Here is a 21,880-nt window from a genome sequence, read left to right on the forward strand (position 1 = left end):
GGAGAGTCTGTCTCCGCACTTAAGCCGGGAACCTTCGGTCCTTCGTCCCCTGCCATGGTGGGGGTCGTGAATCGTTACGTTTTTGTTCACCATGCCGGTTGTCCCGGATTAGTCGGCGCGCGGACAAACAAACGTTTGCGTGCATACTCGGGTGGTGGTAGCATGCGCCCCATTGTTGAAATAACTTTGGGGAGCGTTTCGCATGGCAATCCGCACTCATCTTCACATTCACAGCAATAAATGCACAACATTGCATGAAGATGTAATCGTTTTGATGACGATCTTCTTGTTCGTCCTGCTTGCTGGTGTGCCGTTGGCCCGTGCGGCGAGCCTGTCAGACTCCAGTCCCAAAGGAAATATTTCTTTGTCCGGGCAACAGGAGAAAACCAACAACGATCCTTTTTTCATCCTGCACAACCGGCCCATGTCCGAAAACGGCGTGCTGATTCCCCGGCTCGAGGCCGACGCCAACACACTCCCTCCGCTCTACATCGTCGAGCTGTCCCGGCGCCTTTGGCCCACCGACAAGTCCAAGGCCATGGAGTGGTTCGTGGTGGGCATGGCGCGCGCCGAATACGATGCCCTGCGCTGCCGGGACAAAAGCGCCCGTCAGGGGGTCGGACTGCTCCCGGCATTCGCCCATGAGGTGGCCTCCGGTTCCCGACAGAATCGCAAGGTCTTCAGCGAGGCCGGCAGACGCGCCTTGCAACGCGCGGATCTCTATGTGGACGAGATCTCCCCGATGTGGGTTTGCAAACAGGGAGCCGGTCTGATCGATGCGGCTCTCAACGACAAGAGAGTCTCGGAAGGCGAACTCATCCGATCCGCATCCGAATGGGCGCCGTTGCGCGAGGAGGTCAGCCAGAAGATCGAAAAACACCTGATGGAGCAGGAGAAACTCCCCGATGAACCACCGCCTGTCAGTCAGGATGCCTTGACCGCGGTGGTCGTCAAGGGGGAGGTGGATGCGCTCGCCAAACCGGACAAGGGGTTCGCGCACGACGGATTGCTCAAGATCGGCATCGAGTCGCGTACCATCCGTACCATCGACAGTCTGATCCAGCCGGACGGGAAGATCGTCGTGGCGATGCATCTGACGGACAAGAAGTTTCAGTCCACCATCGGTCTGGCCCGCATCCGGCCTGACGGCAGACTGGACGGGACGTTCGGAACGGGTGGGATCGTCGCCACGCGCATCGGACCCACGGGCAGTCCGAAGGATATCGCGGTGCTGAACGATGGCGCCATCGTCGTGGCCAGTCATGGATACCTCAGCCACGAAAAACAGGGCATGGCCCTGGCCCGGCATCGGCCCGATGGTTCCCTGGACGAGGGGTTCGCGGAGCAGGGGGTGTTCATTCAGTCCACGGGGAGCGGATCCTTTCCGCACGCCCTGGCGATTCAGCCGGATGGAAAGATTCTCATCGGCGGAAGCCACCTGATCCAGGTGCAACGACCGGATCTGGGGGCGGGATTCTTCTCCAACAAGGGGCACTTCTTTTTGCTGCGCCTCACCGCAGAGGGATTGCCGGATCCGAGCTTCGGCGAGCAGGGCATGGTGGCCACCGATGTGGGCGGCAGTGCCGAAATCACCGGAGTCGCGGTTCAAGCCGATGGCAAGATCGTGGCCACCGGGACCCGAACCGATGAGAGCCATTCCGGGTTGGTGGTGGCCCGTTACGCCGCGGATGGCGCGTTGGACAAGGGGTTTGGCAAGGAGGGTCTGGTGATTCGTCTCATGGAGAAGAAGCGGGTCTATGATCGGCCAACGGTGTCGATCCTGCCTACGGGCGGCGTGCTGATCAGCGTCGCGATCCGTCCAACCCCCAATCAACTGCTCATCCTGCGTCTGCTGCCCGATGGCGGCGCGGATGGCGCCTTTGGAACCGATGGCACCCTGATGCTGGCCACCGGTCCTCTGCGTCCCCAGACGCCGCCGGTGCCTCTGCCGGATGGCAAGGTGCTGGTGGCCGGGGATGTGGACCGTGAGCGCAAGGAGGGGCGGATTGCTGGCGGGGGATCGTCTTTCTACGCCATCGGCATCGCGCGATTTTTCGCCGATGGCCGGCCTGACACCAGCCTGGGTCCCGAAGGGCGACGGGTGGTCTCCGTCGGCGCGGTGACCGACCATGTGGCCAGGGTGATGGTGGAGAAGCGTGGACGGATCATCGTGGTGGGCAACTCGAGCAATCACGAGGATCCCCATGCCAGGGACACCCATCTGGTCGTGCTCAGGTTGCTTCCCTGATACTCCGTCCGGGACGTTCCTTTCCCATGGAACGCCCGAAGGGCGGGCCATGGGAAAGGGGGGGTGAGGGGGTTCTCCCCCCATCCTGTCAAGTTTCCATGGAACGCCCGAAGGGCGGGCCATGGGAAAGGGGGGGTGAGGGGGTTCTCCCCCCATCCTGTCAAGTTTCCATGGAACGCCCGAAGGGCGGGCCATGGGAAAGGGGGGGGTGAGGGGGTTCTCCCCCCATCATGCAAGTGACAGCGATGTCTGCATGCGCTACAGCGATGTCTGCATGCGCTCCCGATGAAACGCCTCCAGACGTGCCGGCAGCCCCTCGACGCGCGGATGGAATCCCCAGGCGATGCGCGGGAAATCGTGTCCCAGATAGCCCGGATGCATGCGGATGAACTCGTGACTCAGCCGACCCTTGAGCAGATAGCTGGCCATGAAGGGGTAGTGGGGATAGTGGTCCGGGGTGAGGGTGTGCTGACGCCACAGATGGGCCTTTTTTTGGATCTGCTTGACCCGCGCGTGGGAGAGTTCCGCCTCGTCGCGGAACGGATAGCGGTCGTTGAGCCGCGACTCCATCTCCCAGACCGCCGCGAAAATCTCGGTGGAGGCGTTCTCGATCACCTCGATCTCCGACTCCTGATAGAGATAGAGCCGATTGAAGTCGAGGATCGGGCTCATCAGGATCTCCTCATAGGTCAACATCCGTCCCAGTTGGTGCGAGTAATACTTTTTGGGGATCATCATGTCCCCCTCGTTCTCCTCCGAGGCGCAGGAGAGCGGGACGTTGGTGAGCAGTTGCGGCACGCCGAAGGCGCCGGCCAGAGTGTTCGGTCCGGAGAGCATGCCCAGATAGAAGTCGCTGCTGGCAATGAAGTAGGGGTCGAAGAACGGCTCGTACTCGGGATGGAAGGGGGCGTCGATCAAATGGTTCGGAAAGTCGCTCAAGGGGCGCATGGAGCGATCCCCGAGACGGACCACCCAGTAGCCGCGCTTGATCAGATAGATGAGGGCGTAAAAAAAGTTCTGGATGTCGGCGTTGCGGTAGCCGTGATAGGACATGTCGGCCTTGTGATCGAGATAGCCGGCCTCGCGCACATGGCAGGTGACGATCCGGGCATTGCGCGGCATGCCGAGTTTCTCGCGCAACCGCCACCCCTTTTCCACATCTTCCCGGCCCAAGGAGGCAAAATAGCTCCTGGGCTGGTCGTGAAAGCGGTTGAGGTATTCGACGTAGTTGGCCGCGGGATCCGGATCGACCCAGACGGCACGCGGATCCTCGGCCTTGGCCTGTTGGTGCATCGCGCGCGCCTCTTGTTCGCTGGCGACATGCTTCACCCGAACCCCTCGACAGAGGATATCGATGACCGCCTGATTGGCGGTGGGAATCTGGGTGTCGGGCAGCAGGATGGTCAGGTCGTATTCGCTCTCCGGATAGAGGTTGCGCGCCTTGGGAATGCGCATGGCGATCTCGCCGATCCGTCCGACCTGGAAAAAGGGATAAAAGGCCTGGGGTTTCGACATCGGGCGCACTCCGATCAGCGGGCGGGAAGAGAGAATCGGGCCGGGAGATCGGGCGGGCAGCGGGGTGCAGGGGATCCGAACGGTGCCTACAAACGCAGATCGGTCTGGTCCGCGTCAAAGAGGTATTTCAGATCGTAGATCACATGTCCCGGCTTGCCGAAACCGCGAATCGTGGCGATGCCCATCTCCTGGAATTGACGGTGAGACACAGCAAGGATAATGCCATCGTAAGCGTGCGGTTCCGGATGGGCGATGGGCGCGATGCCGTATTCGTGATGCGCATCCACCTTCGAGACCCACGGATCGAACACCTCGACCTGGCATTGGTAATCGTGCAGCTCGCGCACGATGTCCACCACGCGGGTGTTGCGCAGATCGGGACAGTTCTCCTTGAAGGTCAGTCCCATGACCAGGATCCGCGCGCCGCTCACCTGAAGACGGCGTTTGGTCATGGCTTTCACGAACTGGGCCACCACATAACCGCCCATGCCGTCGTTCAGGCGCCGACCCGCCAGGATGATTTCCGGATGGTGGCCGACGCTTTGCGCCTTGTGGGTCAGATAATAGGGATCCACGCCGATGCAGTGTCCGCCCACCAGACCAGGCCGGAAGGGGAGGAAATTCCATTTGCTGCCCGCGGCCTGGAGCACGGCTTCGGTATCGATCTCCATCTTGTTGAAGAGGATCGCCAGTTCGTTGATCAGGGCGATGTTGACATCCCGTTGGGTGTTTTCGATCACCTTGGCCGCCTCGGCGACCCGGATGCACGAAGCCTTGTGGGTGCCGACCGAGATGATCTCGTTGTAGAGGGCATCGACCAGATCGGCGCAGGCGGGGGTGGACCCGGAGGTCACCTTGCGGATGTTGGTGACGCGATGGGCGTGATCACCCGGATTGATGCGCTCGGGTGAGTAGCCGGCGAAGAAATCGATGTTGAAGCGCAGTCCGGAGAACTTTTCCAGGATGGGCACGCAATCCTCTTCGGTGCAGCCGGGATAGACGGTCGATTCGTAGATGACCAGATCACCGGGTTTGAGCACCCGGCCCACGGTTTCGCTGGCCTTGATCAAAGGGGTGAGATCGGGACGCTTGTGGTCGTCGATCGGGGTGGGCACGGTGACGATGAAGGTGTTGCAGGCGGCAAGCGCCCCGGTTTCCGTGGTAAAGGTCAGATGTTTGGCGGCCAGCAGATCGTCGCGGGTGGTTTCGAGGGTGCTGTCGTGGCCGGCCCGCAGCTCGTCGATGCGCGCCGGATTGATGTCGAACCCGACCACCGGGCGCTTTTTGCCGAACTCCACGGCCAGGGGCAGGCCCACATAACCGAGACCGATGATCGCCAGTTTGATCCCTTCGATGCTCTGCATGGTGTGATCCGAAGCTGCGTGGTTGAAGATTCGTTGGCGGTCCGGTCAACCCGTGTCCTGGATCCCGGTGGAACGCACCGGACGGGACGCCACGAAGGGGGAGGGGGGGACGTTCTCCAACAGGCCCAGGAGTGGATCATGCCTTTTGCCATGGCGTGGTGTCAAGCGTCGGGAGAGGGGGGCGCGGTTCGGTGTCCGAATGGGCTGGGACGGGATGCGGGCGCTTGCCGCCACAGGGTTCGTCTCCCTCGCAATCGGACGCATCTTTGATAGAAAAATGGCCGGGTTGTCTTGTCTTTGTTTCAGTTTTCCCCCCTTTCTCCGCTCAATGGCGGGGGAAACCGAGCTGGGATCGCGCCGGATCAATCTAAGGATTCAAGCCGCGCGAAGATGGCCAAACGGTGGCGCAAAAGCCCAAAGTGCGGCACAATGTCCGCTCCACCTTATACCCATGCAACGGAGATCACGCATGTCCGAAACGTGCATTTTTTGCAAGATCATCAAGGGCGCCATCCCCGCGAAGAAGATCTATGAGGATGAACAGGTGCTGGCCTTTCACGACATCCAGCCGCAAACCCCGGTGCATGCCCTGGTGATCCCCAAGCGGCATCTGGCCAGCCTGGATGATCTGACGGTCGAGGATCGCGTCGTGGCCGGGCATCTGTTGGAGCGGGTGGCGCATGTGGCGCGCGAATTGGGCGTGGCCGAGAGCGGTTACCGTCTGATCGTCAATACCCGTGAGCACGGCGGCCAGGAGGTGGATCACCTGCATGCCCATATCCTCGGCGGACGTCGGGTCGGCCCCATGGTGAGTCGCTGAGATTCTTCCGCCATGGAAGATGTCCGGGTCGAAAAATCGGGTCCGGGACTTGACAAATTTTCTCTGGCGTTGTCAAATAAAATGTTATGCCGAAACGTCCGGATCCCATGGGTTCGGATGGTTCGGCATGGGCATGGAGGACCGCTGGCGTACCCAAGGTGGACGACGGCAGGGGGAAACAAGCCTGTCCTCCCGCCCACCTTTCGTATCATGATTGCATGGCGTCCGTGGATGGCCCGATGGCCCGGTATCCCGACTCTCTCATCGATCTGATCCGTGACCGGGTGGATCTTTTGGATCTGATCGGGCGTCGCGTTCCTTTGAAAAAACAGGGGAGCGCGTGGCTGGGTCTTTGTCCGTTCCACAACGAAAAGACCCCTTCGTTTTCGGTGCGACCGGACAAGGGATTCAAGTGTTTTGGCTGTGGGGAGGGGGGCGACGCCTTCGGCTTCGTGATGAAGACCAGGGGGGTCGGCTTCAACGAGGCGGTCGAGGAGTTGGCCGCCCTGACCGGCATCCCACTGCCGCGCGAGACGCATGAGGATCCCGAGTCCCTGCGACGCGCGGAGCAACGGAAAAAACTGTTCGAGACCCTGGCCGCGGCGCGGGAGTTCTATCGCGCGGCTCTGCAGGCTCCGGGAGGAGCCGCGGCCCGACGCTATCTGACCGGACGAGGCTTGCAGCCCGAGATCGTGCAGCGCGAGGGGTTGGGATACGCACCACCGGGTTGGAGCGCGCTTCTGGATCATCTGGGGGGTGGCGAGGCGGCGGGCGATCTGTTGGAATCTGTCGGACTGGTGACCCGCAAGGGGCCAGGGGAACGGCCCTATGACCGTTTTCGGGACCGGGTGCTGTTTCCCATCCACGATATCAAGGGGCGCTGTGTCGGCTTTGGGGGACGCCTGATGGTGGCGGGCGAGCCGAAATATCTGAACTCGCCGGAAACCGAGCTGTTCCAGAAGGGCAAGCTCCTCTACGGACTGGATCGGGCGCGCGCGCCGATCGCCAAGGCCGGCGCGGCCATCGTCGTGGAAGGGTACATGGATCGCCTCGCCCTGGTGGAACACGGCATTGAGGCGGTGGTCGCCACCCTGGGCACGGCCATGACGGCGGATCACCTGCGGCTGTTGTGGGGACAGACACGGCGCGTCGTCTTTTGTTTCGATGGCGACACGGCGGGCGAAAAGGCGGCCTGGCGGGCGTTGGAACTCTATTTCGATGGCCTGGAGGCGGATCACCATGCCAGTTTCCTGTTCCTGCCCAAGGGCGAGGATCCGGATGAGGTGGTACGACGCGAAGGGGCGACGGGTTTCAACCGGCGCATCGAAACCGCCATCGCGCCGGTCGATTTTCTGATCCGCAAACTCGGCGATGGCTTGAACGCCGCCGACCCGGAAGGCCGAGCCGCCGTGCTGCATCGGGCCAGGCCGCTCGTATCCAGGGTGAAAGACCCGTTATTGCGGGAACTTTACCTGGAAACACTCAGTCAACGGCTGCATATCCCGCTGTCATTCTCCCAGGCCGGAGAACACGCGGAAGCCGCCAGGCGTCGTGTCGCCACTCCGGTGCCGTCCATGCCGTCGCGTGGACGATACCCGTCCTCTTCCGCGCCGAGGGCGCGGGTCACGACGCAACGGGATCACGAACAGGCCTTGTTGGCGTTGGCGTTGCGTCATCCGCGCCTGGTCCGGGAACGCGAAGAGGCGTTGAGTCGCCTGACGTTGGAAAATGCTCAACTCGGCCTGCTGTTGGCCGAATTGATCGAATGGAGCCATCTCTTCGAGGAGTCCCCCAAGGCGTGGCCCATGGAGTGGATTTCGACTCCCGGCCTGGCCAGCCTGGCCCGGGAGATCCTGGTCGCGGAGGAGATCGCCCTGGAGCGGATCGACGAAGAGTTCGACGGTTGCCTGATCAGCGTGCATGTGCGCGCCCTGCGTCGTGAACGGGATGCGTTGATGCGTCGCATCGAACTGGAAGGGGATCCGGACGATGGTCTGACGAGCCGTTGCCGCGCCTTGAAACTCGAAGAACGCCGGGTTCTGGAACAAAAGGTGCCTGGCGCCCGTTAGAGCGTGTTGACACAGGAAGGCAGCGAGCCTTCAGAACAAGGCGCGATGACCCTTCGCAGCGCAGCATACACGGGAGTATGTGCGCAGCGAAGGGGCGTCGCAACGCCGTATCAAGGCCGCTGACGCACAGGTCAACACGCCCTGGGGCTCTGTTTGGCAAAGGCCAAACAGTCTCTTAAGATCGATTCGATCTCGGTGGGTGGGGCGTAAGGGGTGGTGGCGTCACGGTCGGTCACGGGCCGAATCGGATGGCCATGCCTTTCAGGTCGGGGATGGGACGGTGCCGCGCGCGCCGTGCGGGGGGAATGAGGTCGGCATCACGGATATGAACGCTCGGGAGATGGATGCATAGCATGGGTGATGATTCCAAGCTGGACCAGATGAAACATCTGATCGCTCGGGGCAAGGAGCGTGGCTTCTTGACCTACGACGAAGTCAACGACGTGCTCCCGCACAATGTCAACATTCCCGAACAGATCGAGGACGTGGTGAACGTGCTCGATGATCTGGGGATTCATCTGGTGGAAGAGCCGGAGGTGGTCTCCTCCATCAAGTCGATCCCCCTGGGCGACGTGGACGTGGATGTCGAGATGGATGTGGATCTCGGCGACGTGGACGTGGACGACGTGGACGATGCCGACGATCTGTTCGGCAAGCGGGGCGGTTCGGATAGCGGCATCGAAGATATCGACCTGGGCAAGACCGACGATCCGGTGCGCATGTATCTGCGTGAGATGGGGTCGGTGGATCTTTTGACCCGCGAGGGTGAGATCATGATCGCCCAGAGGATCGAGGCGGGTCGCAATGAGGTGATTTCGGCGATCTGCGATTCGCCGGTGACCTTCCAGGAGATCATTCTGCTCGCCGAGAAGCTGCGCAACGGCCAGGTGAGTCTGCGGGATATCCTCGATATTCCGGCGCCTTCCCACGAGTTGGGCGAGGACGAGGAGGGAGATGAGGACGAGGACGAGGATGATCTGGACGAGGACGACGATCTGGATGACAAGTCCGATGAGCTGTTGGATGACGAGGATGGTCCCGAGCTGGAAGGGGCGGATGGGCTGATCAAGAAGAGTGTGGAGGAAGAGAATCTCCGCATTCAGGAGTTGCTGGAGCAGACCCAGGCGGTCTTCGATTCGATCGCCGCGGACAACGTGGTTCTCAACGAGATCCGCGTCGAACAGGAGAAGAGTCGTCTGGCCGGCGATGCCGCCGGGGTGAAGCGGTTGCGGCGTCGTTATCGGGATCGGCGCGAACGGATCGTCAAGGCGGTGGTGGGGATCAAGTTCTCCTTCAAGCAGATCGATCGCATGGTACGTATTTTGAAGAAATACGTCGAGCGGGTGCGCGAAGTGGAGATGGAGATTCTTAAAATCTCCGAGATCGCCGGCGTGCCGAAAAAGACCTTCTTGAAGGAGTATCAGGGCAGCGACGGCAACAAGGCGTGGGTGGACAAGTTCTCCACCCATCCGTCCGCCTCCTGGCAGCGTTTTTACGAGCGTCGCGAGGAGCTGTACGCCCTGCGGGATCGCATCACCGAGATCGAGGCCGAAGCGGGGCAAACGGTCACGGATTTGAAAAACACCAACAAAAAGATCATCTCTGGCGAACGCAAGGCGAGCTGGGCCAAGAAGGAGATGGTCGAGGCCAACCTGAGGCTGGTGATTTCGATCGCCAAGAAGTACACCAATCGCGGCTTGCAGTTTCTGGACTTGATCCAGGAGGGGAACATCGGCCTGATGAAGGCGGTGGACAAGTTCGAATGGCGGCGCGGGTACAAGTTTTCGACCTATGCCACCTGGTGGATCCGTCAGGCGATCACCCGTTCGATCGCCGATCAGGCGCGCACCATTCGTATCCCGGTGCACATGATCGAGACGATCAACAAACTGGTGCGCACCAGCCGGCAGATGGTTCAGGAGATGGGTCGCGAGCCGACCCCGGAGGAGATCGCCGAGCGCATGGAGATGTCGCTCGACAAGGTGCGCAAGGTGTTGAAGATCGCCAAGGAGCCGATCTCCTTGGAGACCCCGGTGGGCGACGAGGAGGATTCGCATCTGGGAGATTTCATCGAGGACAAGTCCATGCTCTCTCCGTCGGAACTGGCGATCATGGCCAATCTGCGCGATACCACGGGTCGGGTGTTGAAGACCCTGACCGATCGCGAGGAGAACGTGTTGCGCATGCGTTTCGGCATTGGTGTGCATACGGACCACACGTTGGAGGAGGTGGGCAAGCAGTTCCACGTCACCCGTGAGAGAATCCGGCAGATCGAAGCCAAGGCGTTGCGCAAACTGCGCCATCCGACGCGCTCCCGGAAACTCCGCAGCTTCCTGGAGTCATGATCTCCGCAAGTCAGGGCCTATAGCTCAGCGGTCAGAGCCGCCGGCTCATAACCGGTCGGTCCCAGGTTCGAATCCTGGTGGGCCCACCATTTTGATTTTCATAGGTTTTCTCGTTGTCGGGAGTGAGTTTCGGGGTTGCCTGAACAGGAGCGAAAAAGTCCAATGTTTCCAATGGTTACGCGGGACGGTTCGAAAACGCACTTGGTCGAATTTCGGACTTGCGGGAGTCGAAATGGGCGGTTTCCATTCTCTCTCCGGACCCATTCTCCAAAACCTGTGGACCCGCTATGGGTGGGTCCGGAAATTACGGACCCACTTAACGACATGATATTGGGAGAATATTATTGACTCCTGATGTTGGACTGGTTCGATGTGAAAGTTGGTTGCGGAGAATGGCGGAAAGATTCGAACCTGGGTCCACACTGGGTCTATGGCATTTCCGAGGGTGCGTTCTGGTAAAAGCAGAGAAAATTTTTGTAGATATATTCTGAGTTGTTATGACGATATTGGTGAAGAAATAAAAATACATTCAATAGCCTTGGATTGTAGCTGCATGTACTGCACCCAGATTTCGGCGTACTAAATATGTTATCACAGAGCTTTCCTATAGCAGATCTTGCTGTAGCCAGCAACAGACACGATGTGCTAGATTTGCAGTCCCGCATTGCGCGCATTGATTGGAGCTTTGCAGACAGACAGCACGCACCGGCTATCGAGGCTATTCATCCATATCCAGCAAAGTTTATCGGTGATATCCCGCGTGCACTGCTCGACGTGCTTCCAGTACCAGTTAACACTTTCGTATTCGATCCGTTTGTCGGCAGTGGTACTACTTTGCTAGAAGCGCAACGTCGCGGTATACCATCAGTTGGTGTTGATCTTAATCCAATTGCTTGTCTTATCTCTAGGGTTAAGACGGCGAAAAATCCGGTTGGGCTTCTGGATAATGCGGAGTTAGTGAACGCCGCAGCACAAAAAAATATATCTCCTACACGATCGAGCATCTCGAACATCGATCACTGGTTTAAGCGAGACGTTCAACTCGCCATCTCAGCGTTGCTCGAAGAAATCAACGGCATCCACACAGGAGAAATCCTTGACGCTTTACGCCTAGCGCTCTCGTCGATTTTGGTGCGAGTCTCAAACCAAGATAGCGATACTAGATATGCCTACGTTGAGAAGGAAGTCTCTAAAGAAGATGTTTTTGAGCAGTTTATTGCTGCTGTGAAAAAATTGAACAAAGCCCTTCTCGCCAGGAACTGGCCACAGTCATCGGTTACGGTCATTGAAGCGAATACGCTCAGATTGAAGCCAGAAGACTTGCCCGGACGTATCGGCTTGGTTATCACATCTCCACCGTACCCTAACGCATACGAGTACTGGCTCTATCATAAGTATCGGATGTGGTGGCTTGGGTACGATCCTCTAGCGGTTAAAGAGCAGGAGATTGGCGCACGAGCGCATTTCTTTAAACGTAAGTGCCACACTGAAGAAAACTTTTGGGAGCAGATGCGAAGCACCTTTGATCTAATAGACCAAGTACTAGTGAAGCGCGGATACGCTTGTTTTGTTATAGGACGCTCTAAAATCCACGGTCGCATCATCAATAACGCCGACATCATTCAAGCTGTCGCGGGCGAGCATGGCTTCGGCGTTGTTTCTCGGGTTGAGCGCGTCATCTCGTCGTCTCGCAAGTCATTCAATCTGGCACACGCCAATATTAAAACAGAAACAGTACTTATCATGCAGAAAAACGAGGCATGAGATGGTGGAGCTTGTCCGGCACTCTTACCGCTACTACCCCTACGAACTTGATTTAGCACGTCGCGAGGTGAGTACCCTTATTCCTAAGGCAGAGCTGTTTGACACAGCCAGGGGAATCTTGCTGCAGGGAAGTATTGACATGACCGTTGCTGAGCGCTTGGTGTACTTCGCAGCAACCAAGGAGGGTGATGAACTTTCCCCCACGATGCAGGCAAAGCTTGAACGTATGAACGGCAATGGGATGAACCGTCAATCTACCCGTTATTCAGCCCACGGGATCCATGAATACAAGGGCAAGTTTAATCCGCAGATAGCTAGAGCTATTTTGAACATTCTCAATGTGCAGTTAGGGGCCCGTGTCATTGATCCCTTCTGCGGTTCCGGTACTTCGTTGCTGGAATGTGCACACATGGGAATGCAAGCGGTTGGGACCGATATAAACCCGCTCGCTATTTTTATTGCTAATGCCAAACTTGATGCGGTGCGTTTGCCTACAGGTGAGTTGCGGCGCGAGTTGGCAAGCGCAGTGAAGCGGCAGTTATCCTTCAAGATATCAAAGACGTCACCGGATGATGCACGCAGGGACTATTTACTATCGTGGTTCGATGTCGAAATTTTTTATGCCATCGAAAGTCTGCGCTTGGCCATTGAGTCAGTAGCTGAGCCAAGTAGAGCAATCCTGTTGACCATTGCAAGCAACTTACTCCGCGAATACTCGCTACAAGACCCGCACGACCTTCGCATCAGGCGGCGGAAGACGTCTCTCCCTGAGAAGCCGTTTATCGAAGCTTTCGAGGAGGCCGCACTGCAGTTTCTAGCCAAGATCGATGATGCACAGTCGATCCTGCATCGTCCATCTGCCGATTGCAAAGCTATACTTTTGGACAGCAGGGTACTCAATACCAAAAAACTGCATGTTGGGGGGGGGCTGTTTGACTGTGCGCTAACGAGCCCGCCTTATGCCATGGCTCTCCCATACATCGATACGCAACGTCTTAGTCTGATCTGGCTTAGGCTTGTATCTCCCATGGAGATACTTCCACTGGAGGCTTGCCTTGTTGGTAGTCGAGAGGTGCGCGGCTCAAAGCGAGTCCTTCTTGAAAGCTTGATGGCGAATAACTCCAATCTGCCATTGGCACAGTTGAAGTGTTGCCAGATCCTACAAGAAGCATTATCAGAGAGCGATGGTTTTCGTCGTCAGGCGGTTCCTCTCTTGCTTTATAGATATTTTGCTGGAATGGCTGATGTTTTTAAATCTCTTCGTTCGATCATGAAGGATGGAGCGCCTTTCGCTCTCATTGTCGGCAAAAACCACACGGTACTGAGTGGGAAACGTTTCGATATTGACACCCCGCAGCATCTGGCTGATTTAGCGGAGGTCAGCGGGTGGAAACACATCGAAACAATTCCACTACAGACATACCAAAGGTATGGCTATCACATAGGGAACGCTGTACACTCTGAAGGGCTAGTCATCGTGAGGGCCGCATGAATGAGTTAACGCTACATCCTAACGTTTACGCTACAGGCCACAGTAAAGGTTTGGTCAACCTCTTGGAGCGTGTTTGGGTGCGTGAGCACACTCCTGGTGATGGCACTATTTTCGTTGTATCCGGTTTCGGTAATTATAATGGGGGGGTTCGATTTTTTGAAACCTTCCGAAATCACAATCTGCGAGGGGGTAATATCATCGCTGTTTTCTCCGGGAGCACGAACTCCCGGCTCACCAGCAAACAGGTTGTCCGTGAGATGTTGGAATGTGGTGCAGAGGTTCATATAGTCAATCGAAAACGACTGCTGCACGCGAAGTGCTACGGAGTATACAGCAAGCGGGGCGATTTTCTTGTGGTTACGTCGGGCAACTTCACCGGCCCCGGTATGTCCCAGAACGTTGAAATGTCTGTGCTCCTTGATCAGGCTTCGACAAAAGCGATGAACTTTTCTTGGCACGCATTGTTACAAAGTATGCTCGCCCAACAATGGAAGATGTATCAGCCTACACTCGCGGACCTTGATGCACCAGCTTGGCAGCTTCTTTACGACGAACAATCCGCAGACATCGTTCTTGACGACACGGACGAAGTGACCTTGCTTCTTCGGCTGAGCCACTCTGACACGGCACGTGTCAATGCGGATAGAGGCACTAAAGCGGCTAAGGGCACGCAATACTTTTGGCTGAGCAAGGACTGCTATGACTTCTTTCCTCCGTTGACTATTAGGAATAGAAGAGGTCAAAAAGCAACTTACTCTTGCTTGGTATCGATGACATACATCGATCTTGACAGTGTGGTCGAAGAATGCCGCGTGACATTTGAGGCCGAGAACAATCTTGATTTCCGGCTCGGTACTGGATCACTTAGGCACTCTGGTCTTGCGAGGGAAGGCGACCTTGCGGCGATAAGTCGCGTTGGTGAAGCCAGTTACGAACTTAGGCTTTTTCGCCAAAGATCGCCTCAATACCAGTCTCTCTTCCCTTATGCAGTCAACTTTATAGGTCATCAGGGAAAGCAGTACGGTTACATGTCAAATACAGAGTTCAATGCAGTTGCTGGCGTGCATGCAGGCATTAAAACTAAATTAAAATAATTTTAATAACATCTAAAGTTAAAAATTGGACGTATATCAATTGCCAAGGTAAGTCCCGCAACGTCAGCATCCTGCAAGAATTGATTCTACCCGACAGGCATGCCCGGTCCACTCCTGAGCGAACTCATGACCTCCTCGATCTTTTCGAGTTCATCGACGATCACCTGCATGACCATGAAGAGGGATGCGACGGGCGGCAGATCATCCGGGGCGGGCCGGGCGGCGCTACCGCACTCGGCAACCATGCGTGCCACGGCCAGGGATTTGTCTAGGCTCAGGTTGATGGTGTCAACTTGTTGCAAACTCAGGGAATGTGTGCTGTCCATGGTGAGCTTCCTGTGCGACTGGGTTACGGGAACGCACACCATGGACCGGCTTTTTAAATGACTCAAGTAAATTAGCTCGGACGAGCGGTGGGTTGGCAGAAACCCCACTTCTCCCTTTGCTGCTCCCATTCCATCGGAAACGGGTTCTTCAACTCCCGCCACGTCAGCACGTCCGGTTGCCGTCCGTCCAGGATCGCGACGATGATGTCCGGAGCGAGCAGTGTCAGCCGCAGCACCCGGGCAAGATAGGAGTCGTCGATCTGCTCCTGAGCCGCCAGATCCTTGATGGAGCGGTACTGGCCGCTCTCCATCATCCGCAACCACCGGTGCGCCTTGGCCACCAGTTTTCCCAGTGTCTCTTCCCGTGGCGGTGCCTCCACGGCACCTTCCGGCGCGATGATCAATTTACGACCGCCACGCCGTTTCAATTGCAACGGGATGGTCACCACGATGATCTCGCCGTTCTGCCTCATCTCTGTCTTCATGCCACAGCCTCCTGAGTGCCGATGTCGTTGAGTTCGCGGGCCAGGGTGTCGAGGCCCGCCGCACGCAAATGAACCTGAACGTCGCCTTTGCTGTATTAGGCAAGACTTAATCTGACATTTCTGGTAGGATGGTCTCAAACCAACCAAGGAGGATGTCAGCGATGAATGCCGAAGAGAAGATCATCAAGAACAAGGTGGGATTGTTGAATCTGGCCGAGATGCTGGGGAGTGTGTCGCAGGCGTGCAAGGTGATGGGCTACTCCAGGGATAGCTTTTACCGTTTCAAAGCGCTTTACGACAAGGGCGGCACACGTGCACTCCAGGAAATCAGCCGTAAGAAGCCTATTCTGAAGAACCGTGTTGACCCAGATGTCGAACAAGCGGTGGTACGGATGGCTATCGAATTTCCGGCCTATGGACAGTTCCGCGTATCTAACGAATTGAAGAAGAGAGGAATATTCATCTCTCCTGGCGGGGTTCGGTCGGTCTGGCTGCGGCACGATTTGGAAATTTTCAAGAAGCGTCTCAAGGCTCTGGAGGTCAAGGTAGCCCAAGAGGGCGGCATTCTGACGGAAGATCAACTGAAGGCTCTGGAGAAGGCCAAAGATAGAGAAGGAAGCCCATGGTGAGATCGAGACCGAGCATCCTGGCTATCTTGGTGCCCAGGATACCTATTACGTCGGGACGATCAAGGGCGTGGGACGCATCTACCAACAGACATTTATCAATACTTACGCCAAGGTAGCATTCGCCAAGCTCTATGACCGCAAGAACGCTCTGGTGGCGGCGGACATGCTCAATGATCGCGTGATTCCGTGGTATGAAGAGCAGGACGTGCCTCTATTGCGCATTCTGACAGACCGAGGAACCGAGTACTGTGGCAATAGAGAACACCATGAATTTCAACTCTATTTGGCTGTAGAGGATATAGACCACTCCCGAACCAAAGCACGATCACCGCAGACCAACGGTATCTGCGAGCAATTTCATAAAACGTTACTGGATGAGTTCTACAGCGTCGAGTTTCGTAAGAAACTCTTCACCAGCCTTGATGAGTTGCAAGCGGACCTGGACGCCTGGATCGATCTATACAACAATGAAAGAGTCCACTCTGGTAAGTACTGCTACGGCAAGACCTCGATGCAGACATTTCTGGATAGCAAGAAACTGGCCCAGGAAAAGATCCTGGAACGACTTCACCAGACAGACAAACGAGCTGTCGTATAGGTCGAGTTTGTCAGATCAAGTCTTGACAAGTACAACGCAGAGATTGCCGAATTGACCCGGCAATCCGCGTAGCGTGGTTTGCATGAAGCGGTTTCCTCTGTGCGACACCCACACGCCAGGGATCAATGAGCCCGAAAGATTTTATGGCATGAGTCGCATGAATTGCGCACACTCTTGATGGCACCGGCAAGCGGTTCGCGGTTGCCTTTCATCCACTGTTCGGATGCCTTGACCAGTTCCTTGGTGGCTTTCAGACTTTGTTCCACCTGGGCATCGAAGCTTTTGGGATCGTTCCAAGGGGCATCGACGCCGGATTTGGCGATTCGGTTACCCGGTGGGTCTGGATAGACGTGATCCAAGAGTTGGGCACTCGATTTCAAGGCGCTAGCGTGACGTAACATATTCTCTGAGTATGGATGTTTCTGGTTGGCTGCCAAGGTTTCGATCGCCTTGAGATGCAAGCGAAGAATCGACATGACAGCCATTTGATATTCTCCGAGATCATCACCAAATTCTGAAGCTGAGTTTGCGTATCCTGGAATAGACAGAATTGAAATCAATGCCAATGTTGCTCCGATATTCTTCATAATGACACCTCAAGCATGTAAAATTTGATAAGGTCTGATTGAATCATCAAGATCTTTTCTTGATGTGCTCAACACTACCATGCTCGCGGAGCCGAGAGAAATAATTAATCATCATTATATAATGACAAATTCGTTTTCAATATCTGGATTTGGTATTATATTATCTCCAATCATCTTGATTGTTGAGTTTGTTTGATCCTGTCTGAATGCCCTGGGGAGATCCAGCCGAATTGATTCTCAGATCAAATTGATGATGTTTTTTGACAGAATGCCTGAATATGATGAACCAATTCGTCCGAGACTTTGGATCGAATCCGTTTGGCATCCAGAACCAAATGGATCGAGCGTGTGAGCCTGCCTTCATGGAGGCGTCGAATGACCAATGCGTGCAGAAGTTCCTCTTTTCGAACCGACAGACGAGAGATCAGTGAAAAGCCAATCCCGTGCTCCACCGCGCATTTGGCTGCCTCTGCGGTATCCACCTCCAGCACCGTTTTCAACTGCCCGAGCTGCAATCCTGTCTGCTCCAGAAACGCCGCGATCACCGCGCGCGTCCCGGATCCCTCCTCCCGCGAGACGAACGGATAGGCCAATAACCGCTCCAGGGGGATGTTCTCCTCAGCCGCCAGGGGATGGCCTGGAGCCAAGATGACCACCAGTTCATCCTCCAGACAGGGGATGACCTCGATGCCGGACTGGTGGACCGGTCCTTCGACCATGCCGATATCAATAGTGGTGTCACGCACCTTCTGGACCACGGTGCAGGTGTTGTGCAGGCTCAAACGGACTTTCACCCCTGGATAGACCTCCCGATACCCGCACAGGATTCCAGGCAGCAGGTATCCGCCGGGTGTGGTCGTGGCCCCGAGTCGGATCATCCCGCGTGACAGCCCGGTCACCTCATTGAGCCGTTTTTCCGTCTCCTGGTACAGATCGAGAATACGACTGGCATAAAGATAAAAGAGCCGTCCAGCATCGGTCATGGAGATGCGATTGTGCTGACGCTCGAACAGACGGGTGTTGAAATGCTCCTCCAACTGCCGGATCTGAAAGGTGACGGCAGGTTGGGTCAACTCCAACTCCTCGGCGGCGCGGGTAAAGGAGAGATGCTTGGACACGGTATGAAAGACCAGGACGCGCGTAGAATCGTAGAAACTCATGGCACACTCGCTAAGTTCATGGCGTGACGACAAAATCGGGAACCGTTTCCGCTCGCGGAGGGCACGGGGTCGCCGCAATCGCCGAACCCGGCGCAATCGTCGTACCCGGTGCTTCGGACGGATTCAGCAGACAGGCCTCGATGGTGGCGCGCGTTTGACGCGGGGCCAGAAGTTCGATGAAATCGATCACATAGCGCGCCGGATGCGACCCCTTCTTGATGCCGACACGGGTGGTATGCACGCCGAACAGCTCCCCGGCGCCGATCGCCTCGATCCCCTTGTCGCGCATCGGATCGTAGGCGATCTCGGCCACGATCCCCACGCCCATGCCCAACTCGACATAGGTCTTGATCACATCCGCGTCGATGGCCTCCAGCACGATGTTCGAGGTCAGACCATGCTCCTGGAACACCCCGTCAATACGGCGACGACCGGCAAATCCCTGATCGTAGGTGATCAGCGGATAGCAGGAGAGCATGTCGATGCGTAACGGCGATTCGCGCGTCAGCGCATGACCGACCGGGGTGATCACCACATGTTGCCACTCCAGGCAGGGGATGCTGACCAACTCCTTGGATTCGGCGATCGCTTCCGTGGCAAAGCCCAGGTTGGCCTGTCCCGAGGCGACCATCTCCACCACATGGGTGGGATTGCCCTGATGCAGGCGCAGACGCACATTGGGATATTTTTGCGCGAACGCCGGAAGCACCCGCGGAAGGGTATAGCGCGCCTGGGAGTGGGTGGTGGCGATGGTGAGACTGCCCCGGCTCTCGGTACTGAACTCCCGTCCCACCATGCGCAGGCTTTCGGTGTCGTGCAGGATCCGTTTGGAGATCTCCAGGATCATCTGTCCGGATTCGGTGACGCCCACCAGACGTTTGCCGTTGCGCACGAACACTTCGACTCCCAACTCCTCCTCGAGCAGTTGAATCTGCCGGGAAACCCCGGACTGCGAGGTATGCAGCCGTTCAGAGGCTGCGGTGACATTCAGTCCGCGCCGGGCAACTTCACAGAGGTATCGCAATTGATGGAATTTCACATTGCCTCCTTGTTTATTGTTGTGGCGGTTTAGCACGAAAAACGATTATATAATAATTTTATATTGTTATTATTATATTTTGCCTTGAGGTATGCTGCAAGCGAAATTTGTGTGCGGTGCAACAATTTTGTTGAACCGACCGGGTGAGGTGCTTTTTAACCACATGCAATGATTGTTAAAATGGAGGTCAGGCATGCAGCAACCGCGAATTCAAGCCGTGATGGCGGAAATCGACCGTCTGGATCAGGCTGTCAACCTGTTCGAACAAGGTGCGTTGAGCGAGGACCGGTTTCTGGCCTTGCGGATGTCGTTGGGTGTCTACACCCAGCGGACCCAGGGCGCCTATATGGTGCGGCTGAAGCTGCCCGGTGGTCGGATCACCCCTGGTCAGATGGTGGCCGTGGCCGATCGGCTGGAGCGGTTGCCCCACGCGGCGACCATCCATTTGACCACGCGCCAGGACATGCAGCTCAAGCCGGTGTTCGGGGATCGGCTGGTGGAGTTGTTGCGGGGGTTGCATCAGGACGGCTTGTGTACCGGCGAGGCGGGGGGGCCGACGGTACGCAACATCGTGGCCTGCCCCATGGCCGGGATCTGTCCCATGGAGGAGCGCGATGTGCTGCCGATCGTCGATGGCCTCAAGGAGCGTTATTTGGGCAATCCTCTGACCCGATTCCTGCCGCGCAAGTTCAAGATCGCGGTTTCCGGGTGCGCGGCGGGTTGTGCTCAGGAGGGGGTGCATGATCTGGGCATCACCGCCTGTCGGGACGAGGATGGGCAAGGGGGGTATCGGGTGAGCATGGGTGGTGGACTGGGGCACAAGCCCAGGCAAGCTCGGGTGATCGAGCCGTGGGTGGCAGAGTCGGAACTTTTTCCGGTGGTGGAGGCGGTGTTGCGAGTTCATCACCGCTACTCTGACCGGGAGAAGAAGTCCAGGGCGCGTCTGAAATTTCTTTGGGAGCGCTTCGACGAAGAGACCGTGCTGGGTCACTACCAGGAGGCGTTGACCCGTACCCGCCGGATCGCCGGGTTTCCGAACGCGTTTCCCGGCGCATGGTCCGAGGTGTCCGAAACAAAGGAGATCCAGTGCGCCTGGGGCCGGGAGACAACGCCACAGCGGCAGCCGGGACTTTGGTCTGTGCCGGTGCGAGTGCCGCTCGGCGATCTGACGCCGAGTCGGCTGCGTGGGTTGGGGGCGTTGGCCGGGGAGTTGGGGCTCTCCGAGGTGCGGGTCACCACGGATATGAACCTGTTGATGGTCGGGGTTCCTGTGACACGGGCGCTGGAGTTGGAGGAGCGATTGACCGGCTTGGGACTGTCGCGTCCGCGGGTTGGAGAGGATGTAACGGCCTGCGTGGGCTCGGAGGTCTGCAATCTCGGTTTGACCGCAGCACCGCTGCTGGCGCGCCAGTTGACCGGAGGGGTGTTCGACCTGAAGGTGCGAGTTTCGGGCTGTCCGAACGGGTGTGTTCATTCGGATGTGTGCGACATCGGCCTTTCCGGCGAGATCCGGCGTCCGCACGGCATTCCGTTGCCGTTCTACCGGTTGCTGGTGGGGGGGCTGGGAAGCGGTTCAGGTCTGCTGGGACGGTGCATTGCTTCCATCCCGGCGACCCGTGCGCCCAGGGCCGTGGCGCGTATTCAGAAGGCCTTTGCGGAGTCCGGGATGACCGGGGATGGGTTTTCCTCCTGGATCGGCCAACAAAACGATGCCGCGTTGATGGCACTGGTCGGTGATCTGGAGGAAATTACGCCGGATGAGGCGACAGACTTGGCCGAATTTGAACAGGCACGGTGCGGATTCGAGCTTAAGACCGGTCTGAACGAGTGCATGGGCAGTCGGCGCGTCCATGTGGAGATGGCCTTTTCCCGTGCCGCCCATGAGCGGGACTGTTGTCATGCCCATCTGGAGGCGGGCGAGGCAGGACCGTTCCTGAAGACCACGCGGGAGATTCTGACCGGATTGGGGGTCACCTTGCTGGCACCGACCCCTATGCCGGTGGCGCTTACCGAGTTGAGCCTGGAGCAGTTGGCCGTGAACGCCATGCGCAAGCCGGCTCTGACTACCCCCCTGGTAGAGGCGTTCACGCTTCTGACCGAGCGTCAGCGGCAGTTGGAACAGGGGGCCGAGTGGCGAGATCTGACCCGCTTTCTGACGGATCTGGACCGCTGGATCGGTCTGTTGGCCGAACAGTGGTGCCGGGAGGATCCGACGCTCTATTTGATCGCCTATCTGTCGGCCTCCTTCCACTCTTTGCCGATGGTCGATGATGGGAACAACATTGCTGGAACCTTTGGGCCAAGGGTTGGGCATGCCGGGGAGAGTTGGAGGGAGGTGGCGTAAG

15 protein-coding genes, 1 tRNA gene and 1 pseudogene are annotated in these 21,880 nt (G+C 57.4%); 10 read left to right on the top strand and 7 right to left on the bottom strand.

Translation table 11 applies throughout. The annotated features are described in order from the left end of the window. Positions 1 to 274 precede the first annotated feature (274 nt). On the top strand, positions 275 to 2,248 hold the full coding sequence (locus ACOY6C_RS02160) for an NHL repeat-containing protein (protein ID WP_420903839.1): 1,974 nt from the start codon (positions 275 to 277) through the stop codon (positions 2,246 to 2,248). A gap of 258 nt (positions 2,249 to 2,506) precedes the next feature. On the opposite strand, the gene ACOY6C_RS02165 is transcribed toward ACOY6C_RS02160, so the two are convergent. Next, positions 2,507 to 3,763 (bottom strand): TIGR04372 family glycosyltransferase, encoded by a 1,257-nt coding sequence (locus ACOY6C_RS02165; protein ID WP_420903840.1) that lies wholly within the window; start codon positions 3,761 to 3,763, stop codon positions 2,507 to 2,509. 86 nt (positions 3,764 to 3,849) lie between these two features. After that, positions 3,850 to 5,127, bottom strand: coding sequence for a Vi polysaccharide biosynthesis UDP-N-acetylglucosamine C-6 dehydrogenase TviB (tviB, locus tag ACOY6C_RS02170; protein WP_420903841.1), 1,278 nt, complete (start codon positions 5,125 to 5,127; stop codon positions 3,850 to 3,852). 469 nt (positions 5,128 to 5,596) lie between these two features. On the opposite strand from tviB, the gene ACOY6C_RS02175 reads away from it, so the two are divergent. The 7 genes from ACOY6C_RS02175 to ACOY6C_RS02205 all read left to right on the top strand — a co-directional run bounded on the left by ACOY6C_RS02175 (position 5,597) and on the right by ACOY6C_RS02205 (position 14,711). Beyond that, a complete protein-coding gene (locus ACOY6C_RS02175; RefSeq protein WP_420903842.1) occupies positions 5,597 to 5,947 on the top strand; it encodes a histidine triad nucleotide-binding protein in 351 nt (116 codons plus the stop codon). A gap of 239 nt (positions 5,948 to 6,186) precedes the next feature. After that, positions 6,187 to 8,016 (top strand): DNA primase, encoded by a 1,830-nt coding sequence (dnaG, locus tag ACOY6C_RS02180; RefSeq protein WP_420903843.1) that lies wholly within the window; start codon positions 6,187 to 6,189, stop codon positions 8,014 to 8,016. Positions 8,017 to 8,369: 353 nt separating this feature from the next. Next, complete coding sequence (gene rpoD, locus ACOY6C_RS02185) at positions 8,370 to 10,361, top strand: RNA polymerase sigma factor RpoD (protein WP_420903844.1); 1,992 nt, start codon at positions 8,370 to 8,372, stop codon at positions 10,359 to 10,361. A gap of 13 nt (positions 10,362 to 10,374) precedes the next feature. Further along, a tRNA-Ile gene (locus ACOY6C_RS02190) sits at positions 10,375 to 10,450 on the top strand. Positions 10,451 to 11,003: 553 nt separating this feature from the next. Continuing rightward, on the top strand, positions 11,004 to 12,125 hold the full coding sequence (locus ACOY6C_RS02195; protein WP_420903845.1) for an RNA methyltransferase: 1,122 nt from the start codon (positions 11,004 to 11,006) through the stop codon (positions 12,123 to 12,125). Between the two features lies 1 nt (position 12,126). Further along, positions 12,127 to 13,617 (top strand): TRM11 family SAM-dependent methyltransferase, encoded by a 1,491-nt coding sequence (locus ACOY6C_RS02200; RefSeq protein ID WP_420903846.1) that lies wholly within the window; start codon positions 12,127 to 12,129, stop codon positions 13,615 to 13,617. Next, positions 13,614 to 14,711: a restriction endonuclease gene (locus ACOY6C_RS02205; protein WP_420903847.1), complete on the top strand. Its 1,098-nt coding sequence runs from the start codon at positions 13,614 to 13,616 to the stop codon at positions 14,709 to 14,711. Before ACOY6C_RS02200 ends, ACOY6C_RS02205 begins: the two co-directional genes overlap by 4 nt. An 86-nt stretch (positions 14,712 to 14,797) precedes the next feature. Here ACOY6C_RS02205 and ACOY6C_RS02210 read toward each other — a convergent pair whose 3' ends face one another. Both ACOY6C_RS02210 and ACOY6C_RS02215 read right to left on the bottom strand, forming a co-directional pair. Next, positions 14,798 to 15,037, bottom strand: a complete 240-nt coding sequence (locus ACOY6C_RS02210; RefSeq protein ID WP_420903848.1) for a hypothetical protein — start codon at positions 15,035 to 15,037, stop codon at positions 14,798 to 14,800. Positions 15,038 to 15,108: 71 nt separating this feature from the next. Continuing rightward, positions 15,109 to 15,522 (bottom strand): hypothetical protein, encoded by a 414-nt coding sequence (locus ACOY6C_RS02215; RefSeq protein ID WP_420903849.1) that lies wholly within the window; start codon positions 15,520 to 15,522, stop codon positions 15,109 to 15,111. A gap of 161 nt (positions 15,523 to 15,683) precedes the next feature. Here ACOY6C_RS02215 and ACOY6C_RS02220 point away from each other — a divergent pair. Continuing rightward, a pseudogene (locus ACOY6C_RS02220) lies at positions 15,684 to 16,749 on the top strand (IS481 family transposase). 122 nt (positions 16,750 to 16,871) lie between these two features. On the opposite strand, the gene ACOY6C_RS02225 reads toward ACOY6C_RS02220, so the two are convergent. The 3 genes from ACOY6C_RS02225 to ACOY6C_RS02235 form a co-directional block, all read right to left on the bottom strand. Then, positions 16,872 to 17,336 (bottom strand): cytochrome c, encoded by a 465-nt coding sequence (locus ACOY6C_RS02225; protein WP_420903850.1) that lies wholly within the window; start codon positions 17,334 to 17,336, stop codon positions 16,872 to 16,874. 242 nt (positions 17,337 to 17,578) lie between these two features. Then, positions 17,579 to 18,496: a LysR substrate-binding domain-containing protein gene (locus tag ACOY6C_RS02230; RefSeq protein ID WP_420903851.1), complete on the bottom strand. Its 918-nt coding sequence runs from the start codon at positions 18,494 to 18,496 to the stop codon at positions 17,579 to 17,581. 16 nt (positions 18,497 to 18,512) lie between these two features. Beyond that, positions 18,513 to 19,535, bottom strand: a complete 1,023-nt coding sequence (locus ACOY6C_RS02235; protein ID WP_420903852.1) for a CysB family HTH-type transcriptional regulator — start codon at positions 19,533 to 19,535, stop codon at positions 18,513 to 18,515. Positions 19,536 to 19,728: 193 nt separating this feature from the next. Here ACOY6C_RS02235 and ACOY6C_RS02240 point away from each other — a divergent pair, with 193 nt between their 5' ends. Next, positions 19,729 to 21,879: a nitrite/sulfite reductase gene (locus ACOY6C_RS02240; RefSeq protein WP_420903853.1), complete on the top strand. Its 2,151-nt coding sequence runs from the start codon at positions 19,729 to 19,731 to the stop codon at positions 21,877 to 21,879. Position 21,880 lies beyond the last annotated feature (1 nt).

The organism is Candidatus Magnetaquiglobus chichijimensis, from assembly GCF_045865675.1.
GTDB classification, from domain to species: domain Bacteria; phylum Pseudomonadota; class Magnetococcia; order Magnetococcales; family Magnetaquicoccaceae; genus Magnetaquiglobus; species Magnetaquiglobus chichijimensis.

Bases quoted from the DNA above. Each gene is read 5' to 3' on its own strand.
- ACOY6C_RS02230 (WP_420903851.1), bottom strand. From the start codon at position 18,496: ATGAGTTTCTACGATTCTACGCGCGTCCTGGTCTTTCATACCGTGTCC.
- ACOY6C_RS02240 (WP_420903853.1), top strand. From the start codon at position 19,729: ATGCAGCAACCGCGAATTCAAGCCGTGATGGCGGAAATCGACCGTCTG.
- ACOY6C_RS02225 (WP_420903850.1), bottom strand. From the start codon at position 17,336: ATGAAGAATATCGGAGCAACATTGGCATTGATTTCAATTCTGTCTATT.
- ACOY6C_RS02210 (WP_420903848.1), bottom strand. From the start codon at position 15,037: ATGGACAGCACACATTCCCTGAGTTTGCAACAAGTTGACACCATCAAC.
- ACOY6C_RS02160 (WP_420903839.1), top strand. From the start codon at position 275: ATGACGATCTTCTTGTTCGTCCTGCTTGCTGGTGTGCCGTTGGCCCGT.
- ACOY6C_RS02205 (WP_420903847.1), top strand. From the start codon at position 13,614: ATGAATGAGTTAACGCTACATCCTAACGTTTACGCTACAGGCCACAGT.
- rpoD (WP_420903844.1), top strand. From the start codon at position 8,370: ATGGGTGATGATTCCAAGCTGGACCAGATGAAACATCTGATCGCTCGG.
- ACOY6C_RS02165 (WP_420903840.1), bottom strand. From the start codon at position 3,763: ATGTCGAAACCCCAGGCCTTTTATCCCTTTTTCCAGGTCGGACGGATC.
- dnaG (WP_420903843.1), top strand. From the start codon at position 6,187: ATGGCCCGGTATCCCGACTCTCTCATCGATCTGATCCGTGACCGGGTG.
- ACOY6C_RS02200 (WP_420903846.1), top strand. From the start codon at position 12,127: ATGGTGGAGCTTGTCCGGCACTCTTACCGCTACTACCCCTACGAACTT.
- tviB (WP_420903841.1), bottom strand. From the start codon at position 5,127: ATGCAGAGCATCGAAGGGATCAAACTGGCGATCATCGGTCTCGGTTAT.
- ACOY6C_RS02215 (WP_420903849.1), bottom strand. From the start codon at position 15,522: ATGAAGACAGAGATGAGGCAGAACGGCGAGATCATCGTGGTGACCATC.
- ACOY6C_RS02175 (WP_420903842.1), top strand. From the start codon at position 5,597: ATGTCCGAAACGTGCATTTTTTGCAAGATCATCAAGGGCGCCATCCCC.